Below are 20,669 nucleotides of genomic sequence, written 5' to 3'. Positions count from 1 at the left end.
GACGGCAGCACCGACGACGTCGTCGGTGCTGCCCGCGCTCCGGTCAGCCCTCGCCGGCCGGTTCGGCGGCCGTGGCGCCGCGGCGCTGCGACGGTGGGACGACGGCGCTCCGCATGCCGGCGCGCTTCTTCCCCGTCTCGGCGATGGCCTCGTCGTAAAGGCGCTTCGCCTCGATCATGACCGCGTCGTCGGGGGCGTGCGCGCGGCGTGCCTTCTCGGCCCGGTAGAGCGCCTCCGGCGAGCCGTGCAGCAGCGGCGGGTGCGGGACGAGATCGACCGCCCGGGTCCGTCGGCGTCCGCCGCGACCGCGGGCCGGCGCCCGGCGCGTCGCCCGCCCCGCCGCGTCGCCCGGCACCGGATGAGGGACTGTATTCTGTCGAGAGCGCATGCAGCCTCCGCGTGTACGTCGTTTGGGAGGGTGCCTTAGTGCAGGACGCGTGCGCTCGCGTCGCGGGGCCGCCGGAGGTCGCGCCTGGTCCGGACGGTCAGAACGCGGAGCCCGGCAGCGCGTTCGGATCCACGTGCTCGACGGTGACCGACCGCCCCGCGTCGGCGAACCGGAGCACGTTGCCCGACGGCTCGACCCCGTCGACGGCGAGGTCGCCGTACACCACGAGCCGGTCGCCGACGCAGTACAGCGGTCGCTCCGTCGTGTACGCGACGGTCCGTACCGGTCGCCGCGCGCCGTCGAGCACCACGATCCGGTTGACGCCGCGCGGCGTCGTGGCGCCGCGCACGAGCTCCATCACGTCGGCGACCGGGTAGCGTGCGCCGCCGATCACGAGGTCGCAGACGTGGGTGAGATGCACGAGCTGCCGCGCGGAGTCGAGCACGCCCGCCGCGCGCAGCGCGTCGTGCAGCGCTGCCCGGTCGCCCGCTCCGGGCTCGCCGGCGCCGGCCGGCGTCCTCGAGCCGCCGGTGCACGCGGCGCACGCCGCGGACGCGGCGACGAGCACGGCCGCGAGGCGCCGCCCGCTGCCTAACGGCATCACGGTACGACCGCGGCGTTCTTGCGCACCAGCTTGGGGAAGAGCTCGTCCTTGACGTACGTCAGCTTCTCGGCGTACGCGGCGTCGCCGCCGCCGTTGTAGCGCGCCGCGATCTCTCCCGCGGTCGCGGGGCGCCAGCCGACGATCACGAGCTTCTTGGCCGCCTTGCGGTACTTGAGCACCTGCTTGGGCTTGATGCCGCCGCGCGCCGCCGGGTTGCTGTCCTGCAGCTCCTCCTGGGTCGTGCCCAGCCGGCGCGCGATCGACCACAGCGTGTCGCCGGGGGCGACGGTGTACTCGCGCACCGTCTTGTCGGTGGGATCGAGCACGGACTGCTCGGCGAACTTGGCGAGGCGGGTGAAGAGGTACGCGACGGCCGCGCGGACGTTGATCGCGGGCTCGTTGATCCGCCCGGCCTTCAGGGCCTGGAACAGATCGGCCTCCATGACCTCCGTCGACCCTTCGGCGCCGGTCTGCAGCACCCGGAACGCAGGGTCGCCGGCGTTGCCGATCTGCAGTGGGCGGGTCTTCCACGACTCGTTCGTCGGGCCGCCGCTCTCGGTCCAGAGCATGGCCTTGACCCACCGCCAGTCGACCGCCTGGAACTGGGCCGTGCCGGCGAACTTCTGGTTGTACGTGGCGACCGCGCTCTGGATGGTCTGGTCGTACTCGTCCCACGCGGCGTCGGTGATGCCGCCGTCGACGGTGGCCTGCCACTTCTTGTCGATGGACACGGTCGGAGCTCCGCGTGGGTCGTCGTCCGCGGGCGCCCCGTCCCTCCGTGGGGCGGCCGCCCGGCGGCGGGCACGAATCTACCCGCCGGCGGGCCGAGCAGAAGACGACCCCGACTCAGAAGCCCGCGACGACGCTGCGATCCAGCTTGCTGGGATCCCCCACGTACACGAACCGCACGTTCTTGATGTACGTGCGCAGCACTCGGCGCACGTCGTCGGGGGTGACCTGGCGCAGCTCGTCGGCGAACTGCACGGCGTGGCGCCAGTCGCCCTGGTAGAGCTGGGCGCGCGCGAGCTGGTTCGCCTGGTCGGCGTTCGTCTCGTTCTTCAGGAAGTACTCGGTGATGAACTGCTGCACGACCTGCTCGAGCCCGCGCGGCGTGACCCAGCCGTTCTGCAGCTCCGCGATCTGCTGGCGCATCACGCGCAGCGTCGTGTTCGGATCCACCGTCGTGACGTAGAGCCCGCCCGCCGTCTGCGCGCGGTCGATGAACGGCGCGTCCACGGCGTAGGTGAGGTTGCGCTTCGCGCGGATCTCGCTGAACAACCGACCGGTGAGCACCGCCGTCGCGATGCGCAGCGCGTGGTAGTCGCGTCCCGTGGCCGGCGGCCCGGCGTAGTAGCCGAGGATGTAGTTCGTCGGCAGCGAGCGCGTCTCGGTGACGAGCGTCGGCGTGAACGCCGCGGGCGGCGGCGGCGGCGCCCACCGGAAGTCGCCGCGCGGCAGCTTCGCGAGCGTCGCGCCGACGAGCCGCTCCACCTGCGGCCGACTGACGTTGCCGACGACGACGAGCAGCATGCGCGACGTCACCATGCGCTCGCGCTGGAACTGGCGCAGGTCGGCGAGCGTGATGCGCGCGATGGACTGCTCGGTGCCGTTCGGCTCCACGCCGTACGGGTGGCCGGCGTACGCGACCGAGTCGGCGAGGTACTCGAGCAGCGCGTCGGGGTCGTCGCGGCGCTGCCTAACGCCGTTCAGCAGCTGCGACCGCACGAGCTCCACCTCGCCCGAGTCGAGCGTCGGGCGCATGACGCGGTCGGCGAAGATCGCCCACGTGGAATCGAACGTCTCGCCCGTGGCGCGGAGCGCGAACGTGGTCCAGTCCTGGTCCGCCGAGGGCCCCACCTGCGTCCCGAGCTCCGCCATGCGGCGGCGCAGCAGGTCGCGCGGATAGCCCGTCGTCCCGCGCTCGCTCGCCAGCAGCAGGAACGGCTCGATCCCCGCCTTGTCGAACCCGACGAGCCGCGTGCCGCCTAACAGATAGAGGTTCGCCGCGACGACGTCGTTCGCCGTGACGCGGCGGAGGATGACGTTCACGCCGCCGACGTCGAACGACTGCGTGCTCGTATCGGCCGCGACGGCCGAGCGTGGAGCGTGGAGCGTGGAGCGTGGAGCGCTTTCGCGAACCTGCCACGCTCCACGCTCCACGCTCCACGCTCGCTGCGCGTGCGCGACGGAGCCCGTCAGCGCGATGAGGGCGGCGAGTAGATGGCGCGTCACGGCGTCGTCCTCGACGTGGAGGCCGGCCCCACGAGGTCCGTCTCCTTCAGGCCTAACGACGCGCGCGCCTGCGGCGACAGGAGCACGCCGGCGATGCGCGGCTTGCCGACGATGTAGCGCGCCGCGTACCGGCGCAGATCCTCCGGCGTCTGCATCGCCATGTTGTCCACGTACCCCATGAAGTAGTCGAGATCCGCCACCGCCCACCAGAAGCCGACGGTGTGCGTCAGCCCGCTCGTGCGCTCCGCGCCGAACGCGCTCTCCACCGCGCGCTGCGCCTTCACGCGCTTCAGCTCATCGGCCGAGAAGTATCCGGGGTCGTCCGTCTTCGCGATCTCGTCGTAGAGCGCGGCGAGCGCGCGGCGCAGCTTGTCGGGGCTCGTCTGGCCGCTGATCGAGATGGGACCGTTCTGGTCGAGCGTGTAGTAGTTCACGACGACGCCCTGCCACAGCCCACTGTCGACGAGCCGCTTCTGGAAGCGCGAGTCCTCGCTGTTCAACGCGTCGCTGAACACGTCGGCCGCATACGTGCTCGCCGGATCCTTCCGCACGCTCGGCCCCTGCCACTGGATCAGCACCGTCACCGCGCTCACCGGCGCTTCGCTGATGACGCCCTGGCTCTGCGGGATCGCGGGGATCGGCGGAATCGGGTTCGCCACGAACGGATCGGGGCCCTTCTCCCAGTCGCCGTAGAACGCCCGCGCCCACGCGAACACCGAGTCGGGCGTGACGTCGCCGGTCACGACGAGCGCGGAGTTGTTCGGCAGGTAGTAGCGCGTCTGGATCTCGCGCATCTTCGCCGGCGTCACGGTGCGCAGCACCTCGCGGTCGCCGATGGTGTTCTTGCGGCTGAACTGCCCCGGGTAGAGCAGCTCGGTCATCTTCTGCGAGAAGGCGAACCCCGGCCCCGCCTCGTTGCGGTCGTACTCGCCGAGCACGACTTCCTTCTCCGCCGCCAGCTCGTCGTCGCGGAAGAGCGGTGCGCGCAGCGACGACGCGAGAAAGCGCATGCCGGCCTTCGCCGAGTCGGCGGGGAGCGTGAGGTAGTAGTTCACCACCTCTTCCTTGGTCGACCCGTTGAACTGCGCGCCGAGCTCCGTGGCGCGCTGGGTGAACTGCTCGGGGTCGGGGTAGTCCTTGCTCGCCTTGAAGAACATGTGCTCGTACATGTGCGCGAGCCCCGCGTAGTCCGGCGACTGGGTGAACGCGCCGTTCTTCACGTCGATCTCCACGGTGGCGATCGGCACGCCGTGGTTCTCGACGACGATGACCTCGAGCCCGTTGGGCAGCACCTGCCGACGGATCACTTTCTCGAGCTCCGCGCGCGTCTGCGCGAACGCCGGCGCGGCGAGCAGCGTGAGGGCCGCGGCGGCGAGCCGCGCGACGGCGAGCCGGCGGATGACTGACTTCCTCATGACGTGTGGATCGGACTTTGAAAGGGACCGGCCGCCGATTTCCTTACGCCGACCATATGGCCACTACAGTAGCGACACACACGATCGACGAGCTGGTCGTACGCCTCGGGCCCGCCCTCGGCGGACGCATCCGCCGAGCCGAGCCGCTCGCGCAATACACCACCTTCAGGATCGGGGGTCCGGCGGACGCGTTCGTCGACGTCACCACCGCCGACGAGCTGGCGGACGCGGTCCTCGCCGCCCGGGCATTGCAGGTCCCGTACTTCGTCCTCGGACTCGGCGCCAACATCCTGGTCGGCGACAAGGGGTACCGCGGCCTCGTCATCCACAACGTCGCCCGCCGCCACCGCTTCCTTCCCGATGCCGCGAAGACCACGTGCGAGCTCTGGACGGAGAGCGGCGCCGTCATGCAGGACCTCATCCTCGAGGCGGTCGAGCGCGGGTGGAGCGGGCTCGAACATTACATCGGGATCCCGAGCACCGTTGGCGGGGCGGTCTGGCAGAACCTGCACTTCCTGTCGCCGGCGCCCGAGCGCGAGCGGACGATGTTCATCGCCGAGGTGTTCGAGCGGTGCGACATCCTCAGCGAGGAGAACGAGCGGAAGACGGTCGACGCGGACTACGTGCAGTTCGGCTACGACGACACCGTGTTCCATCACCGGCGCGACATCGTGCTGACCGCGACGTTCCGCCTCGAGCGGGGCGACCCCGACCGGATGAACCGCATCCTCCACGAGAACCTGTCGTGGCGCGGCGCGCGGCATCCATGGCTGCAGGTCCACCCGAGCGCGGGATCGATCTTCAAGAAGATCGAGGGCGTCGGCGCCGGGCGGCTCATCGACCAGGCCGGCCTGAAGGGCTTCCGCCACGGCGGCGCCCAGATCTCGCCGATGCACGCGAACATCATCGTGAACCGCGCCGGCACGGCCACGGCGACCGATGTGCGCGAGCTGATCGCGATCGCCCAGCGAGCGGTCGAGGAGAAGTTCGGGCAGCGGCTGGAGACCGAGATCGGGATGATCGGGGAATTCTGAGGCGTGTAACGGCGCCGCGCGCGGCGCGGGCGATACGGCGCTGGCGGTACGGCGCGATGCCGCGCTAGCGACGCTCACATCGCTGAACCGCGCAGTACGGCGCCGTACCGCGGGGTGAGACGCCGTTTGCGCTTCACGGCGCAGCATCGTCAGCGCCGCATCGCCGGCGCCGCCCCGAGCGCCGTCGGATGTGCAAGCGTCTCTGTGCGAAGCGTCACAGCAGAGGGCATGGCGATTGCGCCCCGCGCGACGATGCAACACCCCCTCACAGGAGGACGAGATGCACGATCGGAACTCGATGATAGGGCGGATCCCCCGCCTCTCCACGACGGCGCTACTGCTCGTCGGGCTCGCCTGCGCGAAGGGCGACCGCGCGGCGGATAGCGCACAGGCCCGCGCGGACTCGGCCGCGGCGGTTCGCAGCGATTCGGCGGCCGGTACCGTGGCCCGGACGGACTCGGCGGCGGCGACCGGCGGCTGGACCGAGCCGTCGATCTTCGGCTACACGACGGCCGCGAACTCGAGCGAGATCGCCGAGGCGCGCCTGGCCGAGAAGAAGGCGACGAACCCCACCGTGAAGGCGTTCGCGCGTCAGCTCGTCGCCGACCACGAGGCGATGCTGAAGGACGGTCAGGCGCTCGCCGGCAAGCTGAACGCGACCGCCGACACGGCGACCGGCGCCGCGCACGACCTGCTGAACGATGCGCGCGACCACATGAAGGACCTCACCGACAAGGCCGCCGGCGCCGACTGGGACGAGGACTTCATCGAGCACGAGATCGACGGTCACCAGAAGGTGCTCGACAAGCTGCAGGACGCGGCGAAGAACACGACCAACGCCGACCTCCGCGCCGCGCTCGAGAAGGCGACCGGCAAGGTTCAGCAGCACCTCACGAAGGCGAAGGACATCAAGGAGAAGACGCTGAAGAAGTAAGAGGGCAAGAGGGCAGGAGGGCAGGAGAGCCTAACGGTTCTCCTGCCCTCCTGCCCTCCTGCCCTCCTGCCCTCGCTCCTCGCGTTCTACCGCCGCAGCGACCGCATCTCCCAGGCTTGCGCCTGCTGGTCGGGCGTGAGGACGGACAGCGCGTCGCGCAGATCGGCGCGGGCCTGGTCGCGCATGCGCTGCAGGTCGGCGGCGAGTGGGCCGCCGGCTGCGCCAGGGAAACCCGGGCCACCGGGCCGGAAGCCGCGTCGGCGGGCCGTCGTGTCGGCGCGGAGCGTGGTGCGGAGCGAGTCCATCCGCGTGCGCAGGGCGCGGCGGCGGTCGTCGGCGCGACGGGCGATCGCGGCGAGCCGCACCACCTGCTGGTCGGTGAGCCGCAGCTCGCCCGTCTGGCCGAGCAGCCGCTCGGCGAGCGACGAGGCGCCCCCCATCGGGAAGCCCATCATCCCGCCACGGGCGCCACGGCCGCCGGGGCCGCCGAAGCCCGGCCGATCCGCGGCCCGGTCGAGGCGGCGCGGCATCGGGCGCCGTTGGCGGGCGGGCGGCTGCGTGGCCGGTGGTGAACCGGCGGGCGGCTGCGCGTCGAGCGTGGGCGCCGCCGCGAGGAGACCGGCGAGTGCGAGAGCGAGCGTCGTGCGTGACATGTCGTGCTCCTGTGATGTAGCTCCAACGATGTGAACACCGCGCGGCACGCGGGCCCCGACGCGAGCCGCCCCGGTATCGTGGATGACGCCGGAGCCACGCGTTCGTGAAGGCCGGTCGGCGGCGCCCGCGTATATTCCGCGGCCCTTCGCCCGCGCCGCGCACCCTGCCCCGATGCCCGCGTTCACGCTGCTCGCCGCGTTCGTCACGAGTCTCCTGCTCGGCATGCGCCACGCGACCGATCCGGACCACGTCGTGGCGGTGACGACGATCGTGAGCCGCGAGCGCTCGGTGCGACGGGCGTGCGGGATCGGCGTGCTGTGGGGGCTCGGCCACACGGTCACGCTCCTCGGCGTGGGGGGCGCGATCATCCTGTTCCGCCTCGCGCTGACACCGCGGCTCGGCCTCTCGCTGGAGCTGGCAGTCGCGGCGATGCTCGTGCTGCTCGGCGCGATGAACCTGCTCGACGTGCGGCCGACGCCGGGACGGCTCACGGAGCTGCGGCCGCTGCTCGTCGGCGTGGTGCACGGCCTCGCCGGCTCCGCGGGCGCGACGCTGCTCGTGCTGCCCCTCATCGACGACCCGCGGTGGGCGGTGGTCTACCTGCTCGTGTTCGGCGCGGGGACGGTGGTGGGCATGGCGCTCGTGACGCTGCTCGTCGCAGCGCCGGCGGTGCTCGCGGCGCCGCGCATCCACGGGCTGCAGCGCGGGCTGCGCATGGCCTCGGGCGCGGTGAGCGTGGCGTTCGGCGTGTGGCTCGCGCACCGGGTGGGCGTGGTGGACGGGCTGTTCACGGGGGTGCCGCGCTGGACGCCGGACTGACGATCTCACGGCGGGACGTCTAGGGCGGGACGACTGACGGCGGGACGATCCACGGCGGGACGATCCACGGCGGGACGATCCACGGCGGGACGATCCACGGCGGGACGATCCACGGCGGGATGACCGGCCCGTACCTAGGTGCCAGGGGGGCTCCCCCCCCTTCGCCCAAGGTGCTATGCGCGTGAACGGCCGCGGTACCAATCCGACGCCGACCGGATCCCTCTGAACGCATCCAGATCCCGCCGTCGAACGTCCCGCCGTTGTCCGTCCCGCCGTCAGTCGTCCCGCCGTGAGATCGTCCCGCCGTAGAATTCGCCCTCCCGTGTCGATCCCGCCGTCCCCCGTTCGTCGTGTCAGTGGAAGCCACGACGAACCACCCCGATCCGAGGACCGAACGATGCGCGTCATGGTCATTGTGAAGGCGTCGGCCGACAGCGAGGCCGGCAACATGCCGAGCACCGAGCTGCTCGCGGCGATGGGCCAGTACAACGAGGAGCTCGTGAAGGCCGGCGTCATGCTCGCCGGCGAGGGACTGCAGCCGAGCAGCAAGGGCGCCCGCGTACGCTTCACCAGCGGCGAGCGCACGGTGATCGACGGGCCGTTCGCCGAGACGAAGGAGCTCGTCGCCGGCTTCTGGCTGTGGCAGGTGCGGTCGATGGCGGAGGCGATCGAGTGGGCGAAGCGCTGCCCGAACCCGATGCCGGGGACCGAGGCGGAGCTCGAGATCCGCCCCGTGTTCGAGGCCGAGGACTTCGGCGCCGAATTCACGCCCGAGCTGCGCGAGCAGGAAGAGCGGCTCCGCGCGCAGATCGAGTCGCAGCAGCCCACGAACCGCTGACCGCGAGGACCCACGCCATGCGATTCCTGTCGATCTACAAGCACGCCGAGCGCAACACGCCGCCCACGGCCGAGGAGATGGCGACGATGGGCGCCCTCATCGAGGAGGGGTTCAAGTCGGGCTGGCTGCTCGGCACCGAGGGATGCCTGCCGAGCGCGTTAGGCGCGCGCGTGCGGAAGACGAACGGCCGGGTGACGGTGAGCGACGGCCCGTTCACCGAGGCGAAGGAAGTCGTCGGCGGCTTCGCGCTCATCCGGGCGGGCAGCAAGGAGGAAGCGGTGGAGCTGTGCCGGCGCTTCCTGTCCGTGGCCGGCGACGGGGAGTGCGAGCTGCGGCAGCTCTACGAGATGCCCGCATCCGACGCGGCGCAGCCCGCCTAACGCCTTCATCGGAGATCCGACCATGACGTCCATCGGCCTCCACGCGGCCGGCGCGGCCGGCGCGGCCACCGCGAGCCGGCGGTGGGTGGGACGCGTGCTGAGCGCGCTCGCGGTGTCGTTCCTCGCGTTCGACGCGGTCATCAAGCTGGTCGTGATCGCGCCGGTGGTGCAGTCGTTCGCGCAGCTCGGCTGGCCGGTGCACCTCGCGACGACGGTGGGCGTGCTGGAGCTCGCGTGTCTCGCCGTCTACCTGGTGCCGCGCACGTCGGTGATCGGCGCGGTGCTGCTTACCGGCTACCTCGGCGGCGCGATCGCGACGCACGTGCGCGTGGAGAACCCGCTGTTCAGCCACGTGCTGTTCCCCACGTACGTCGCGGCGCTGCTGTGGGGCGGGCTGTGGCTGCGCGACGCGCGAGTGCGCGCGGTGCTCGCGTCGCGCCGGTCCTGGACTCCACGTACGAATTCCGTGGAGGACTGAAGGAGGACTGAAGAGCGACTGAAGAAGGACCCACAACACGTTTTGTGTTGGTCCCTCTTCAGTCGTCCTTCAGTCCTTCTTCAGTCCGATCAGATCTCGTACGTGGAGTCCAGCAGGCGCGCCGATCTTGCCGTCGGCGACGCGGTCGCGCTGATTTCTCGACGTGACCGTCGCCGACATCCACCGAACCATCGACGCCGTCTGGCGCATCGAGTCGGCGAAGCTCATCGCGGGACTCGCGCGCATGGTGCGCGACGTGGGCGTGGCCGAGGATCTCGCGCAGGACGCGCTGGTCGCGGCGCTGGAGAAGTGGCCCGAGACGGGCATCCCGACGAACCCGGGCGCGTGGCTCATGGCCACCGCGAAGCGGCGGGCCATCGACCTCCTGCGCCGCGACAAGCTGCTCGACCGCAAGCACGCGGAGCTCGCGCCGGAGCTCGAGGCGAGACAGGAGGCGGCCGTGCCGGAGCTCGACGCCGCGCTCGACGATCACGTGGGGGACGACCTGCTGCGGCTCATCTTCGTCGCGTGCCACCCGGTGCTGTCGACGGAGGCGCGCGTCGCGCTCACGCTGCGTCTGTTAGGCGGGCTCACGACCGAGGAGATCGCGCGCGCGTTCCTCGTGCCGGAGCCCACCGTGGCGCAGCGCATCGTGCGCGCGAAGAAGACGCTCGCCGACAAGCGCGTGCCGTTCGAGGTGCCGCGCGGCGAGGAGTTCCACGCGCGGCTCGCGTCCGTGCTGCAGGTGATCTACCTCGTGTTCAACGAGGGCTACTCGGCCACCGCGGGCGACGACTGGGTGCGGCCGCAGCTGTGCGAGGACGCGCTGCGGCTCGGGCGCGTGCTCGCCGGGCTCACGCCGGAAGAGCCGGAGGTGCACGGCCTCGTCGCGCTGATGGAGATCCAGGCGTCGCGGCTGCGCGCGCGCGTGGGGCCGTCGGGGGAGCCGGTGCTGCTGCTCGACCAGGACCGCGCGCGCTGGGACCGGCTGCTGATCCGGCGCGGCCTCACGGCGCTCGCTCGCGCCGAGGCATGCGCCGCGGCGCGCGGCGAGCCGTTAGGCGCCTACACGCTGCAGGCGGCGATCGCCGCGTGCCACGCCCGCGCGCGCGTCGCGTCGGACACCGACTGGGCGCGCATCGCGCGGCTGTACGACGCGCTCGGCGACGTGACGCCGTCGCCGATCGTGGAGCTGAATCGCGCCGTCGCGGTGTCGATGGCGGCGGGACCGGCGGCCGGGCTCGCGATCGTCGACGCGCTCGTCGCCGACGGCGCGCTCGCGAGCTACCACCTGCTGCCGAGCGTGCGCGGCGACTTCCTCATGAAGCTCGGCCGCCACGACGAGGCGCGCGCGGAGCTCGAGCGCGCCGCGTCGCTCACGAAGAACGCCCGCGAGCGCGCCCTGCTGCTCGGCCGCGCCGCCGAATGCGCGGCGAAGACCGCCTGACGCGCGCGGTCAGGCGCGGGCGCGGCGCCACGCGAGGACGCCGATCGCCGCCGCGCCGGTGAGGATGAGCGCGAGCGTCCCCGGCTCCGGCACCGTGTTCGTCGGACCGAGCGCGATGTCGGACGTGGCGATGAACTCCTGCTTGCCGCCGAGCGCGCGCCCTTCCGCGTTCACGTCGGTGAGCACCCAGTAGCGCGACATGTCCACCGCGTCGTAGTGGCGCCCCTGGTAGTCGAACGCGCCGTAGTCGTGCGACTCGGCGAGGTCGGCGAGCGCGAGGTAGCCGGGCGAGTCGGCGTCGTCCGGCGCCTCGGTCGGGGTGAACAGGTTCCACATCGCGTACTGCACCGAGCCCCACCCGGTCGTCGGCGTCGACGAGAACAGGGAGCCGAGCCACGCCGCCTTGCGATAGGTGCCGACCGCGCCCGGGTGGCGGGTGTCGCCGACCGGGTTCGACGCGCCGCCGCCGAGGCTCGTGACGTTCACCTGGTACTGGTCGCCGAGGTAGACCTCGTTCAGGAAGTCGAGGCACAGCACCGACAGCGTCCGCGCCTGCCCGACCGCGCTGACGAACGTCGCCGGCGCGTAGGGGCCCACGTAGTAGCCGCCGGCGATCGGGTTGGCGAGGCTCGACGGGAACGTGAGCGTCGCCTGGGCGCCGGCCGCGAGCGGGGACGCGACGGCGAGCAGGGCGGCGGCGGCGAGTCGGCGGAGAGACATGTCGGGGGCCAGGAGCGGGTTCCGGGGGAGCGCGCGGATCGCGGCATCCGCCCGCGGGAGTCTCGGCTGCCCGCCGCAGAACTTGACCGTCGGGTCGACGGACTGGGCCGTTCCAGGTTGACAACCGACCGCCCGGCTGCATCGTGGAGCGCCTGCACGCGTCCGTCGGCTCGACCCTCACCCGCGCCACCGCCGATGACCGCGCCCGACCCCGCGAGAGTTCAGACGGACGAGCCGGCGCTCTTCGACGCGTCCGCCGATCTCCCGGCGAGCGGCCCCTTCGTGTGGCACGACCTGATGAGCGCCGAGCCGGCCCGCTCGGTCGCGTTCTACGAGGCGCTGTTCGGGTGGACGACGGAGGCGCGCCACGTCGGGTCGGCCGGGAGCTACACGTACATCCAGGCCGGCGCGCACCCGTTCGGGGGCGTGGTGCCGCTCGACCCGCGGTTCGGGGTGCCGGCGCACTGGGTCTCGTACGTGTGCGTGGACGACGTCGACGGGACGTGCGCGCGGGCCGCGGCGGCGGGGGGGAAGACGTGCATCCCGCCGACCGATATCCCGAACGTCGGCCGGTTCGCGATGATCGAGGACCCGTTCGGCGCCGTGCTCGCGCCGATCTCCCTGCCGGAGCGCCCCGGGGTCGCGGCGGACGTGCCGCCGCCGCCGGGCACGGCGTGGTGGCACGAGCTCGCGTCCCCCGACCCGATCCGCGCGGCCGCGTTCTACCGCGCGGTGTTCGGCTGGCGCGTGCAGGAGGCGGCGTTCCTCGACGGGTCGGTCTACTGGCTGTTCCTCCGCCGCGGCACGCCGACCGCGGGCATGCTCCACGCGCCCCCGGGCGCCTCGTCGCGCCCGCACTGGCGGGTGTACGTCGCGGTGGACGACGTCGACGCGACGGTGGCGCGGGCGATCGCGTTAGGCGCCTCGCCGTCGTTCCCGTGCCGCGAGGTCCCGGGCGTCGGCCGCGTCGGCGGGTTCGTCGACCCGACGGGCGCGGTGCTCGCGGTGGGCCAGTCGCGCGACGGCGTGATGGGTGACGCGTGACGCTCACCATTCGCATGAAGAAGCACCGCGACGGATCCGCGGCGCTCACCTGCACGCGTGCCGACGGCACCGCGACGTGGCAGCGGCAGCAGGGCGCGCAGGCGCGCTTCTTCCCGCGGCACGATCTCACGCACTACGCGGTGGAGACGGTCCTCGGCCACGGGCGCGGCTTCTACGGGCTCGTCGCCGAGGGATGGGATCTCTCCGACTTCGGGACGCCGTGGCCGCGCGGCCCCATGCCCGCCGACACCGACCCGTCGGAGCTCATCGTCGGATTCCTCGACGCCGAGCGCGCGAGCGGCGTCGAGTGGACCGCCGCCGATCTGAACGACAAGATCGCGCTGCACGCGTCGCAGCACGGTCCGTTCGTCGTGGGGCCCCCGATCACCGACGAGCAGCTCGCGCGCATCCGCGAGCGGAGGCGGGAGCTGTTCGCGCGGTGGGATGCGGTGCCCGAGGGGGACACGCTGGAGCTGACGTTCGACGTGTCCCGTTAGGCGATCGAGAACGGCGAAAACGACACGAGACGGCCGATGCCTCCCACCCGCCTCGCGTTCCTCGGATTCGGCGCCGTCAACCGCGCGCTGCACGCGCTGCTGCTGCGCCGCCGCGAGGCGCTCGCGCGCGACTACGGGATCGAGTGGGTCGTCACGGGCGTCGCATCGCGGCGCATGGGCTGGCGGGCAGACCCGGGCGGGCTGGACCCGGACGCGCCGCACGGTGCGGACCTCGGCGACGTGGACGCGTGGCTGCACGCGGCGCGGCCCGACGTGGTGCTCGAGGCGATCGCGCTCGACCCGCACGCCGGGCAGCCGGCGCTCGCCTACCTGCGCGCGTCGCTGCGCGCCGGGGCGCACGCGGTCTCGGCGAACAAGGGACCGGTGGTGCACGGGTGGCGCGAGCTCGACGCGCTCGCGCGCGCGGCCGGCCGCCGCTACCTGTTCGAGGCCGCGGTGATGGACGGCGCGCCGGTCTTCTCGCTCGTGCGCGACTGCCTGCCGCTCGCCGGGCTGCGCGGCGTGCGCGGCGTGTTCACGTCGACGGCGACCGTCGTGCTCGAGGCGGTGGAGGACGGGCTGTCGGTGGCCGAGGGCGTGGCGCGCGCGCAGGCGTTAGGCATCGCCGAGTCGGACCCGCGCTACGACGTGGACGGGTGGGACTCGGCGGTGAAGCTGTGCGCGGTGGCGAACGTGCTGATGGGCGGCGACCTGCGCCCGAGCGACGTCGCGCGCGAGGGCATCGGCGCGCTCGATCCGCGCGACGTGCGCCGTGCGCGCGACGAGGGACGGCCGCTGCGCCTGGTCGGCGAGGTCGCGCGCGACGACGCGGGACGACTGCGCGCCGGCGTCGCCCCCACGCCGTTAGGCGCCAGCGACCCGCTCGGCGTCGTGCGCGGCGCGACGCTGGTGATGCACTACGACGCCGAGGTCTTCCCCGGCGGGCTCACCGTGACGTCGCACGACCCCGACCCGACGACGACCGCGTACGGCATGCTGGCGGACCTTGTGACGGCGACGGTGCAGCGGCGAGCTTGAGGCGATGGGCCACGTCGTTCTCTTGGGCGATTCCGTGTTCGACAACGCCGTGTACGTGCGTCCGGGCCCCGACGTCGTCACGCAGCTCCGCGCGGCGCTCGCGGCCGGGTGGACGGCGACGCTCGCGGCGGTGGACGGCGCGGTGCTCGACCACGTCGCGGGTCAGCTGCGGCGGGTGCCCGGCGACGCGACGCACCTCGTCGTGAGCGCCGGCGGCAACGATGCGCTCGCGCACACCGACCTGCTCGACCGACCGGCGCGCGGCAGCGCCCAGGTGCTCGGCTGGCTGGCCGACGCGGCGGAGGCGTTCGAGACGCGCTACCGGCGCATGCTCGACGCCGTGCTCGCGCGCGGGCTGCCGACGACGGTCTGCACGATCTACGAGGGCAACCTCGGGCCGCCCGTCCACCGCCTCGCGAAGACCGCGCTCGCCGTGTTCGACGACGCCGTGCAGCGCGTGGCGCGCGAGCGCGGCGCGCCGGTGATCGAGCTGCGCCACGTGTGCACCGAGGCGGCCGACTACGCGAACCCGATCGAGCCCTCGGTGCGCGGGGGCGCGAAGATCGCGCGCGCGATCGCCGCATCCGTCACGCGTTAGGCACCGTGCGCGACCTCGACGACCTGTTCCGGGCGCTCGCCGGCTCGTCGTTCCGCCGCAGCTTCCGACTCGGCGCCGCCGACCGCGAGTATCTGCGCACGCGCGGGCTCGACGTGGTGCTCGACCACGCCCGCGACTTCGTGGCGAAGCGGCTCGCGCCCGCCGAGCCGCGGAACGACGGGAAGCAGACGCCGTATCGCGGGCATCCGGTGTTCGTGGCGCAGCACGCGACGGCGACGTGCTGCCGCGGGTGCCTCGAGAAGTGGCACGGCATCCCGCGCGGCCGCGAGCTCGACGCCGCGGAGCGCGCGCACGTCGTCGACGCGATCGGCCGGTGGCTCCGCGAGCGCGGTACCTAGTATCCAGGGGGGCTCCCCCCCTTCGCCCAAGGTGCCATGCACGCGAACAGCCGCGGTATCATTCCAACGCACCCGCGCTCATTCCATTCCCTCACCGGATCCCGACCATGACCCATCCTTCCGACGCGCCGCGCCGCGAGAACGACGCACCGCCGGCGCCGCGCCGCGGCGACCAGGTCGAGCGCGCCGTCGACGAGGCGGTGGAGGAGAGCTTCCCGGCGAGCGACCCGCCGTCGTGGGAGCCGCTGCACCCCGGAACCCCGGATCCGTCGCCCCCCGCGCCCGCCTCGCCGACGACGCCGGAGCACTGAAAGAAAATGCACCCGCAGCTCGTCGCGATCGTCGACGAGTTCGAGCGCGCGCAGGAGCGGCTGCACCGCCTCGCCGACCGGACGGACGACGACGCGTGGGCCGCGCGCCCGCACGCCGACGCGTGGTCGGCCGCGGAATGCGTCGCGCACCTCAACCTCACGTCGCGCGCGTACGTCCCGCTCGTACGCGGCGCGCTGGCCGAGCGGCGCGCGTCGAGCGAGACGGCGCCGGCGCGCTATCGACGCGACCCGGTGGGGTGGCTCATCTCGACGATGTCCGGGCCGATGCCGCGCATCGCGCGCCGCCGCTTCGGCCGCGTGCGCACCGCGGCGGCGTTCGTGCCCGACGGCGACCTCCCGCGCGCGACGCTGCTCGCCGACTTCGACGCGCTGCAGGCCGAGCAGATCGCGCTCGTGCGGCACGCCGACGGCGCGCCGCTGCAGCGCATCCGCGTCACGTCGCCGTTCGACGCGCGCGTGCGCTACAACCTGTACGCCTGCCTCGTCACGCTGCCGGCGCACCAGCACCGCCACCTCGAGCAGGCGGAGGAGGCCGTGGCGGCGGCGCTGCCGTGACGGTCGATGCGTCGAGACTGCGCGCCGAACGCGCCGGGATGCACGACGCCGACGACGTCGCCCGCCTGCTCGCCGCCGCCGGCGCGCGGCTCGCCGCCGACGGGTTCCGCAACTGGATCCCGCCATACCCGATCGAGCGCGTGCGGCGCGACGCGGCGGAGCGCGAGCTGTGGCTGGTGCGCGAGGACGACGTGCCGGTCGCGACGTACACGCTCGCGACGTCGCCGCCGCGGCCGTACGACCCGTCCCCGTGGCCCGATCCCGCGCTGCCGGCAGTGTACCTGAACCGGCTCGCCGTCGACCCCGCACGGCAGGGGGCGGGACTCGGCGCGTGGTGCCTCTCGGCGATCGACGAGCGGGCCGCGGCGCTCGGCGCGCGCGCGGTGCGGTGCGACGTGCTGTGCGAGAACGGCGCGCTGCGGCGTTTCTACGAGAGGCGCGGATATGTCGCGCACGGGGAGCGCGCGCACTCGGGGTGGACGTTCACGTGCTACGAGCGGCGGCTCCGATGACCCGGCGCGCGGACTCTGGCGCGAGACGTATGGCTTCCGAATACTTGATGCGCACCCTCTCGCACGGAGCGACACCGTGACGCACGCCGTCCGCCTCCGCCCACTCGGCCTCGCCGCCGCCCTGCTGCTGGTCGGCGCGTGCGGCATTCCGCGCCTCCGCCAGATCCCGGGGACCGACCGCGCCACCCGGTCGCGCGGCCGGCCGGCCGTGACCGCCGGTCGGAACGGCACCGGCGGGTGCAACGGGCGCGTGGCGCCGCCGTCGGGCGCGGGCGTGACGGTCGGCGACCGCGGCGGCGTCTGTGCGGAGGTCACGTCGGACACGCTGCCCGATCCGAACACGGACCACACGCAGCCGCCGCGGAAGGTCCCCTGACCGGAAACACGGCGCCGCCCGCGCTCGTCGTGGGAGGATGACCACCCTTCCCGTCACCGCCGCCGTCCAGTCGCCGACATCGGCCCGCGAGGCGCGCGCCGACCGGTTCCTCGCCCGTGTCGCCGCCCTCTCGCCACGGCAGTGGGGGGAGCTCGACGCGATCGGGCAGCGATTCGAGGCGTCGGACCCGCTCGCGTGGTGGGAGCGGTCGCGTCGGCTCGCCGCGTTCGCCAGCCGGATCCCGGCCGCGGAGGACGTGCTGCGCGTCGTCGGCTTCGTGAGCATGGGGATCGGCGACCTCGCGCGCGCCGTGCTCGGCGGCGGACGCCCGCGCTTTCCCCGTCCCGCGCTGCGCGGCGCGACGGGCGAGGTGCGCGAGATCGGGAGCCGCCTCGAGACGCTGTGGGACGTGGCGGCGACGCAGCCCGGCGGGCCCGGCGCGTCGATCACCTGCCTCGCGCTCGGCCTGCTCGCGCTGTGGATGCGCGACCATCTCTCGGCGGACGGCTTCGCGGAGCTGTACGGGCTCGTGGAGCCGGTGATCCCCGCGGCGTCGGTCTGACCGCCTAACGCTTCGCGCGGAACGCGGCGAGCCGGCGCGCCGCCTCGTCGCGCGAGCGGTGCGTGCGCCAGCTCGTGTTCGTGTCGGTCGCCCACGCGCGCTCGGCCTCCACGAGCAGCGGCTCGGCCTCCGTCCGATTGCCGGACGCGGCGAGCGCCGCACCGAGCACGCGAGCGGCGCGGCGAAGCGTGGTGTCGTCCGGCACGTCGCGGGGCGCGTAAGCCGCGCGCGCCTCGCGCGCGAGCGCCGCGGCGTCCGCCGGTCGTCCCTCGTCCACGAGAACGTCGGCGAGGGAGAGCGCGGCATCCGACGTGGCGGGCGCGCGCGGACCGAGGAGCGCGCGACGCACGGTCAGCATCGCGCGGTACGCCGAGTCGGCGGCGGCGGGGCGTGCCGCGTCGCGCAGCACGTCGCCGAGCACGCTCTCCGCGCTCGCCGTCTCCAGGCTTCGCTCACCGAACGCCGCACGCATCTCCGCGACTGCCCGGCGCGCGAGCAGCTCGGCGTCGGCGAGTCGTCCTTCCAGCCGTACCGCCGCGGCGCGATTGACCAACGAGTGCAGCGTGTACACGTCGGTCGGCCCGAAGCTCTTCGCGGCGATCGCGCCGACCTGCCGGAAGCCCGATTCGGCGGCGGCGAAGTTTCCGCGCTCGAGCTGCAGCGTCGCGCGGACGTTGAGCGGCGCGATCATCCACGGATGGTCGGGGGGGAAGCGCGTGCGGTAGAGCGCGATCGCCTGCGCGTTGATCGACTCCGCCTCCGCGAGCTTGCCGAGGTGACGGAGCTGCACGGTGAGGCCGTTCATCGCGCTCACGACCTGCGTGTGCGCGGGCGGGTACACGCGGCGGCTGCGCGCGAGCAGGTCGCGCGCGACCCGTTCGGCGCTCCGGTACTCGCCGCGCGCCTCCTTCACCTGCAGGACGAGGCTGAGGGTGGCGAGCGTCTTCGGGTCGTCGGGGCCGAGCGTCGCGCGGCGGATGGCGAGCGCCTGCTCGTAGCTCGCTTCGGCACGGTCGTACGCGCCGCCCTCCTTCGCCGCCATACCCGCGCCGTCGAGATCGTCCGCGAGACGCAGGTCGCCGCGGCCCAGGCGCGTCGAGTCGATGTGCAGCGCCGCGCGGTAGAGCGACTCGGCTGGCGCGAAGCGTCCGCCGTCGAACGCGAGCTCGCCGCGGATCGACAGCGTGCGCGCGATCTCCGGGTCGTCGGGCGCGAGCGTGGCGCGGTCGATCGTCAACGCCTCACGCAGCACGGAGTCCGCACGCGCCGGCTGCTGCGCGCTCGCGAGCGCTCGTGCCCAGTCGGTGAGCCGCTTCGCGACCGCGGGGTGCCGTGGGCCGTACAGGCGGCGGGCGAGCGCGGCGGACTGTCCGAGCAGCGTATCGGCGGTCGCGAACTGCAGGAGGTTGACGTGAATCGTGCCGAGCACGTCGAGCAGCCGGCCGCGCACCTCGGGCTCCGCGACGAGCGCCGTGTCGAGGCGCTGGCGGCCGCGCGCGACGAGGTCCTTCACCGTCACGTCGCGCCCGCGCGCCGCGTGCGGGTCGGACTGCTCGAACAGCCCGACGACGAAGCCGGTCACCGCGTTCGCCGTGGCCGCCTCGCGCCGCGCCGCGCGCGCCTCCCACAGCGTGGCGGCGAGCCCGCCCACCAGCGCGAGCCCGGCGAACGCCCCCATGGCGACGGCCACGCGGTGCCGCCTAACGAACTTGCCGGCGCGGTAGCCCACCGAGTCGCGGCGCGCCTGCACCGGGAGCCCGACGGCGAAGCGGCGCAGATCCTCGACGAGCGCGTCGGCCGACGCGTAGCGCCGCGCGGGATCCTTGTGCATCGCGCGCAGCACGATCGCGTCGAGGTCGCCCCGGAGCCGCGCACGCACGAGCTCCGGCGCCACGCGGCTGGGCGGCGGCGGATCCACCTCGCACACGACGCGCTCCATCTCGCCGGGCGTGAGCCGGTCGAGCGGCTGCGCGCGGCGCCCGGTGAGCAGCTCGTAGAGCAGCGCGCCCAGGGCGTAGACGTCGGTGACGGTGGTGACGCCCTCGCCGCGCACCTGCTCGGGCGCCGCGTACTCCGGCGTGAGCAGGCGCACGCCGGTGCGGGTGACCGGCTCGTCGGCGGGCGCGACGTCGCCGCCTAACAGCCGCGCGATGCCGAAGTCGAGCAGCTTCACGACGCCGTCGGCCGTCACGAGCACGTTCGACGGCTTCAGGTCGCGGTGCACGACGAGACTCCGGTGCGCGTGCCCGACGGCGTCGGCCGCGTCGCGGAACAGCCGCAGCCGCGCGTCGATGCCCAGCGCGCGGTCGTCGGCGTGACGCGTGATCGGCGTGCCGTCGACGTACTCCATCGCGAACCACAGCCGCCCGTCGTCGCTCACGCCGCCGTCGACGAGCCCGGCGATGTGCGGGTGGTTGAGCCGCGCGAGGATCTGCCGCTCGGTGAGGAAGCGACGGCGCGCCTCGGGCGTGTCCATGCCGCGGCGGATCAGCTTCAGCGCGACGGTCTGCTCGAACTGTCCGTCGGCGCGCTCGGCGAGGTACACAGTGCCCATGCCGCCGCGCCCGAGCTCGCGCACGACGGCGAACGGCCCGATGCGCGTGCCGGGCGCGAGCGCCTCGGCATCGTGCGGTGCCGCGTCCAGCAACGCGCCGGCGTCGCCGAGCGGCGTGTGGAGGAAGTGCTCGGCGTCGTCGCACGCGCGCAGCCACTCGTCGGCCGCGGCGCGCAGCCACGGCTCGTCGCACGCGGCGTCGAGATACGCGGTGCGCTCGGCCGTCGGCAGCCCGAGCGCGGAGTCGACGACGCGCTCGACGCGCTGCCACTGGCCTCGGCTGATGGACTGCACGGTGG

At 73.3% G+C, this 20,669-nt stretch carries 25 protein-coding genes; 17 read left to right on the top strand and 8 right to left on the bottom strand.

Features of this window, described 5'->3' with window-relative positions:
- Positions 1–43: 43 nt before the first annotated feature.
- The 5 genes from J421_RS06305 to J421_RS06285 form a co-directional block, all read right to left on the bottom strand.
- Complete coding sequence (locus J421_RS06305) at positions 44–388, bottom strand: hypothetical protein (protein WP_148306181.1); 345 nt, start codon at positions 386–388, stop codon at positions 44–46.
- Between the two features lie 97 nt (positions 389–485).
- Positions 486–989 (bottom strand): hypothetical protein, encoded by a 504-nt coding sequence (locus J421_RS06300; protein ID WP_025410325.1) that lies wholly within the window; start codon positions 987–989, stop codon positions 486–488.
- The gene (locus tag J421_RS06295) at positions 989–1,723 is read right to left on the bottom strand and encodes a LysM peptidoglycan-binding domain-containing protein (RefSeq protein ID WP_025410324.1); all 735 of its coding nucleotides are present in this window, start codon (positions 1,721–1,723) and stop codon (positions 989–991) included. The genes J421_RS06300 and J421_RS06295 overlap by 1 nt, the downstream gene beginning before the upstream one ends.
- A 115-nt stretch (positions 1,724–1,838) precedes the next feature.
- Entirely contained in the window at positions 1,839–3,224 is a 1,386-nt protein-coding gene (locus J421_RS06290) for a M16 family metallopeptidase (protein ID WP_025410323.1), read from the bottom strand.
- A complete protein-coding gene (locus J421_RS06285) occupies positions 3,221–4,639 on the bottom strand; it encodes a M16 family metallopeptidase (protein ID WP_025410322.1) in 1,419 nt (472 codons plus the stop codon). The genes J421_RS06290 and J421_RS06285 overlap by 4 nt, the downstream gene beginning before the upstream one ends.
- Positions 4,640–4,695: 56 nt before the next feature.
- On the opposite strand from J421_RS06285, the gene murB reads away from it, so the two are divergent.
- Positions 4,696–5,673 (top strand): UDP-N-acetylmuramate dehydrogenase, encoded by a 978-nt coding sequence (murB, locus tag J421_RS06280; protein WP_025410321.1) that lies wholly within the window; start codon positions 4,696–4,698, stop codon positions 5,671–5,673.
- A gap of 280 nt (positions 5,674–5,953) precedes the next feature.
- The gene (locus tag J421_RS06275; RefSeq protein WP_025410320.1) at positions 5,954–6,607 is read left to right on the top strand and encodes a DUF4142 domain-containing protein; all 654 of its coding nucleotides are present in this window, start codon (positions 5,954–5,956) and stop codon (positions 6,605–6,607) included.
- An 86-nt stretch (positions 6,608–6,693) separates the two neighbouring features.
- On the opposite strand, the gene J421_RS06270 is transcribed toward J421_RS06275, so the two are convergent.
- Positions 6,694–7,260, bottom strand: a complete 567-nt coding sequence (locus J421_RS06270) for a hypothetical protein (RefSeq protein ID WP_025410319.1) — start codon at positions 7,258–7,260, stop codon at positions 6,694–6,696.
- A gap of 172 nt (positions 7,261–7,432) precedes the next feature.
- On the opposite strand from J421_RS06270, the gene J421_RS06265 reads away from it, so the two are divergent.
- From J421_RS06265 to J421_RS06245, 5 genes are all read left to right on the top strand, one after another.
- Complete coding sequence (locus J421_RS06265) at positions 7,433–8,080, top strand: HoxN/HupN/NixA family nickel/cobalt transporter (RefSeq protein WP_025410318.1); 648 nt, start codon at positions 7,433–7,435, stop codon at positions 8,078–8,080.
- 397 nt (positions 8,081–8,477) lie between these two features.
- Positions 8,478–8,918 carry a YciI family protein gene (locus J421_RS06260; RefSeq protein ID WP_025410317.1) on the top strand — a complete coding sequence of 147 codons (441 nt, stop codon included), beginning with the start codon at positions 8,478–8,480 and terminating at the stop codon, positions 8,916–8,918.
- 17 nt (positions 8,919–8,935) lie between these two features.
- A complete protein-coding gene (locus J421_RS06255; RefSeq protein WP_025410316.1) occupies positions 8,936–9,298 on the top strand; it encodes a YciI family protein in 363 nt (120 codons plus the stop codon).
- Between the two features lie 22 nt (positions 9,299–9,320).
- Entirely contained in the window at positions 9,321–9,776 is a 456-nt protein-coding gene (locus tag J421_RS06250; protein WP_025410315.1) for a DoxX family protein, read from the top strand.
- 163 nt (positions 9,777–9,939) lie between these two features.
- A complete protein-coding gene (locus tag J421_RS06245) occupies positions 9,940–11,223 on the top strand; it encodes an RNA polymerase sigma factor (protein WP_025410314.1) in 1,284 nt (427 codons plus the stop codon).
- A gap of 9 nt (positions 11,224–11,232) precedes the next feature.
- Here the strand turns inward: J421_RS06245 and J421_RS06240 are convergent, their stop codons facing one another.
- Complete coding sequence (locus J421_RS06240; protein WP_025410313.1) at positions 11,233–11,943, bottom strand: PEP-CTERM sorting domain-containing protein; 711 nt, start codon at positions 11,941–11,943, stop codon at positions 11,233–11,235.
- Between the two features lie 195 nt (positions 11,944–12,138).
- On the opposite strand from J421_RS06240, the gene J421_RS06235 reads away from it, so the two are divergent.
- From J421_RS06235 to J421_RS06190, 10 genes are all read left to right on the top strand, one after another.
- On the top strand, positions 12,139–12,987 hold the full coding sequence (locus J421_RS06235) for a VOC family protein (RefSeq protein WP_025410312.1): 849 nt from the start codon (positions 12,139–12,141) through the stop codon (positions 12,985–12,987).
- Positions 12,984–13,484, top strand: a complete 501-nt coding sequence (locus J421_RS06230; RefSeq protein WP_025410311.1) for a hypothetical protein — start codon at positions 12,984–12,986, stop codon at positions 13,482–13,484. Before J421_RS06235 ends, J421_RS06230 begins: the two co-directional genes overlap by 4 nt.
- Positions 13,485–13,520: 36 nt before the next feature.
- Positions 13,521–14,522, top strand: a complete 1,002-nt coding sequence (locus J421_RS06225) for a hypothetical protein (protein WP_025410310.1) — start codon at positions 13,521–13,523, stop codon at positions 14,520–14,522.
- A gap of 4 nt (positions 14,523–14,526) precedes the next feature.
- Positions 14,527–15,120, top strand: coding sequence for an SGNH/GDSL hydrolase family protein (locus J421_RS06220; RefSeq protein WP_025410309.1), 594 nt, complete (start codon positions 14,527–14,529; stop codon positions 15,118–15,120).
- A 5-nt stretch (positions 15,121–15,125) separates the two neighbouring features.
- Positions 15,126–15,479, top strand: coding sequence for a DUF4186 domain-containing protein (locus J421_RS06215; RefSeq protein WP_025410308.1), 354 nt, complete (start codon positions 15,126–15,128; stop codon positions 15,477–15,479).
- A gap of 107 nt (positions 15,480–15,586) precedes the next feature.
- Positions 15,587–15,790, top strand: a complete 204-nt coding sequence (locus tag J421_RS06210; RefSeq protein WP_025410307.1) for a hypothetical protein — start codon at positions 15,587–15,589, stop codon at positions 15,788–15,790.
- A 6-nt stretch (positions 15,791–15,796) separates the two neighbouring features.
- Entirely contained in the window at positions 15,797–16,366 is a 570-nt protein-coding gene (locus J421_RS06205; protein ID WP_025410306.1) for a DinB family protein, read from the top strand.
- Between the two features lie 38 nt (positions 16,367–16,404).
- Positions 16,405–16,878 carry a GNAT family N-acetyltransferase gene (locus tag J421_RS06200; RefSeq protein ID WP_148306180.1) on the top strand — a complete coding sequence of 158 codons (474 nt, stop codon included), beginning with the start codon at positions 16,405–16,407 and terminating at the stop codon, positions 16,876–16,878.
- A gap of 76 nt (positions 16,879–16,954) precedes the next feature.
- Positions 16,955–17,254 (top strand): hypothetical protein, encoded by a 300-nt coding sequence (locus tag J421_RS06195; protein WP_025410304.1) that lies wholly within the window; start codon positions 16,955–16,957, stop codon positions 17,252–17,254.
- A 37-nt stretch (positions 17,255–17,291) separates the two neighbouring features.
- Positions 17,292–17,816 carry a hypothetical protein gene (locus J421_RS06190; RefSeq protein WP_025410303.1) on the top strand — a complete coding sequence of 175 codons (525 nt, stop codon included), beginning with the start codon at positions 17,292–17,294 and terminating at the stop codon, positions 17,814–17,816.
- 4 nt (positions 17,817–17,820) lie between these two features.
- On the opposite strand, the gene J421_RS06185 is transcribed toward J421_RS06190, so the two are convergent.
- Entirely contained in the window at positions 17,821–20,664 is a 2,844-nt protein-coding gene (locus tag J421_RS06185; RefSeq protein ID WP_025410302.1) for a serine/threonine-protein kinase, read from the bottom strand.
- Between the last annotated feature and the right edge of the window lie 5 nt (positions 20,665–20,669).

The organism is Gemmatirosa kalamazoonensis (genome assembly GCF_000522985.1).
GTDB lineage: Bacteria > Gemmatimonadota > Gemmatimonadetes > Gemmatimonadales > Gemmatimonadaceae > Gemmatirosa > Gemmatirosa kalamazoonensis.
The sequence above is the reverse complement of the archived record's forward strand: the minus strand, read 5'-3'. Positions and strand labels throughout refer to the sequence as shown.

What these genes read in the sequence shown, in the direction of transcription:
- J421_RS06225 (WP_025410310.1), top strand. Translation starts at nt 13,521, where the DNA reads ATGCCTCCCACCCGCCTCGCGTTCCTCGGATTCGGCGCCGTCAACCGC.
- J421_RS06260 (WP_025410317.1), top strand. Translation starts at nt 8,478, where the DNA reads ATGCGCGTCATGGTCATTGTGAAGGCGTCGGCCGACAGCGAGGCCGGC.
- J421_RS06205 (WP_025410306.1), top strand. Translation starts at nt 15,797, where the DNA reads ATGCACCCGCAGCTCGTCGCGATCGTCGACGAGTTCGAGCGCGCGCAG.
- murB (WP_025410321.1), top strand. Translation starts at nt 4,696, where the DNA reads ATGGCCACTACAGTAGCGACACACACGATCGACGAGCTGGTCGTACGC.
- J421_RS06190 (WP_025410303.1), top strand. Translation starts at nt 17,292, where the DNA reads ATGACCACCCTTCCCGTCACCGCCGCCGTCCAGTCGCCGACATCGGCC.
- J421_RS06285 (WP_025410322.1), bottom strand. Translation starts at nt 4,639, where the DNA reads ATGAGGAAGTCAGTCATCCGCCGGCTCGCCGTCGCGCGGCTCGCCGCC.
- J421_RS06235 (WP_025410312.1), top strand. Translation starts at nt 12,139, where the DNA reads ATGACCGCGCCCGACCCCGCGAGAGTTCAGACGGACGAGCCGGCGCTC.
- J421_RS06255 (WP_025410316.1), top strand. Translation starts at nt 8,936, where the DNA reads ATGCGATTCCTGTCGATCTACAAGCACGCCGAGCGCAACACGCCGCCC.
- J421_RS06240 (WP_025410313.1), bottom strand. Translation starts at nt 11,943, where the DNA reads ATGTCTCTCCGCCGACTCGCCGCCGCCGCCCTGCTCGCCGTCGCGTCC.
- J421_RS06200 (WP_148306180.1), top strand. Translation starts at nt 16,405, where the DNA reads ATGCACGACGCCGACGACGTCGCCCGCCTGCTCGCCGCCGCCGGCGCG.
- J421_RS06250 (WP_025410315.1), top strand. Translation starts at nt 9,321, where the DNA reads ATGACGTCCATCGGCCTCCACGCGGCCGGCGCGGCCGGCGCGGCCACC.
- J421_RS06305 (WP_148306181.1), bottom strand. Translation starts at nt 388, where the DNA reads ATGCGCTCTCGACAGAATACAGTCCCTCATCCGGTGCCGGGCGACGCG.
- J421_RS06300 (WP_025410325.1), bottom strand. Translation starts at nt 989, where the DNA reads ATGCCGTTAGGCAGCGGGCGGCGCCTCGCGGCCGTGCTCGTCGCCGCG.
- J421_RS06275 (WP_025410320.1), top strand. Translation starts at nt 5,954, where the DNA reads ATGCACGATCGGAACTCGATGATAGGGCGGATCCCCCGCCTCTCCACG.
- J421_RS06220 (WP_025410309.1), top strand. Translation starts at nt 14,527, where the DNA reads ATGGGCCACGTCGTTCTCTTGGGCGATTCCGTGTTCGACAACGCCGTG.
- J421_RS06265 (WP_025410318.1), top strand. Translation starts at nt 7,433, where the DNA reads ATGCCCGCGTTCACGCTGCTCGCCGCGTTCGTCACGAGTCTCCTGCTC.
- J421_RS06270 (WP_025410319.1), bottom strand. Translation starts at nt 7,260, where the DNA reads ATGTCACGCACGACGCTCGCTCTCGCACTCGCCGGTCTCCTCGCGGCG.
- J421_RS06210 (WP_025410307.1), top strand. Translation starts at nt 15,587, where the DNA reads ATGACCCATCCTTCCGACGCGCCGCGCCGCGAGAACGACGCACCGCCG.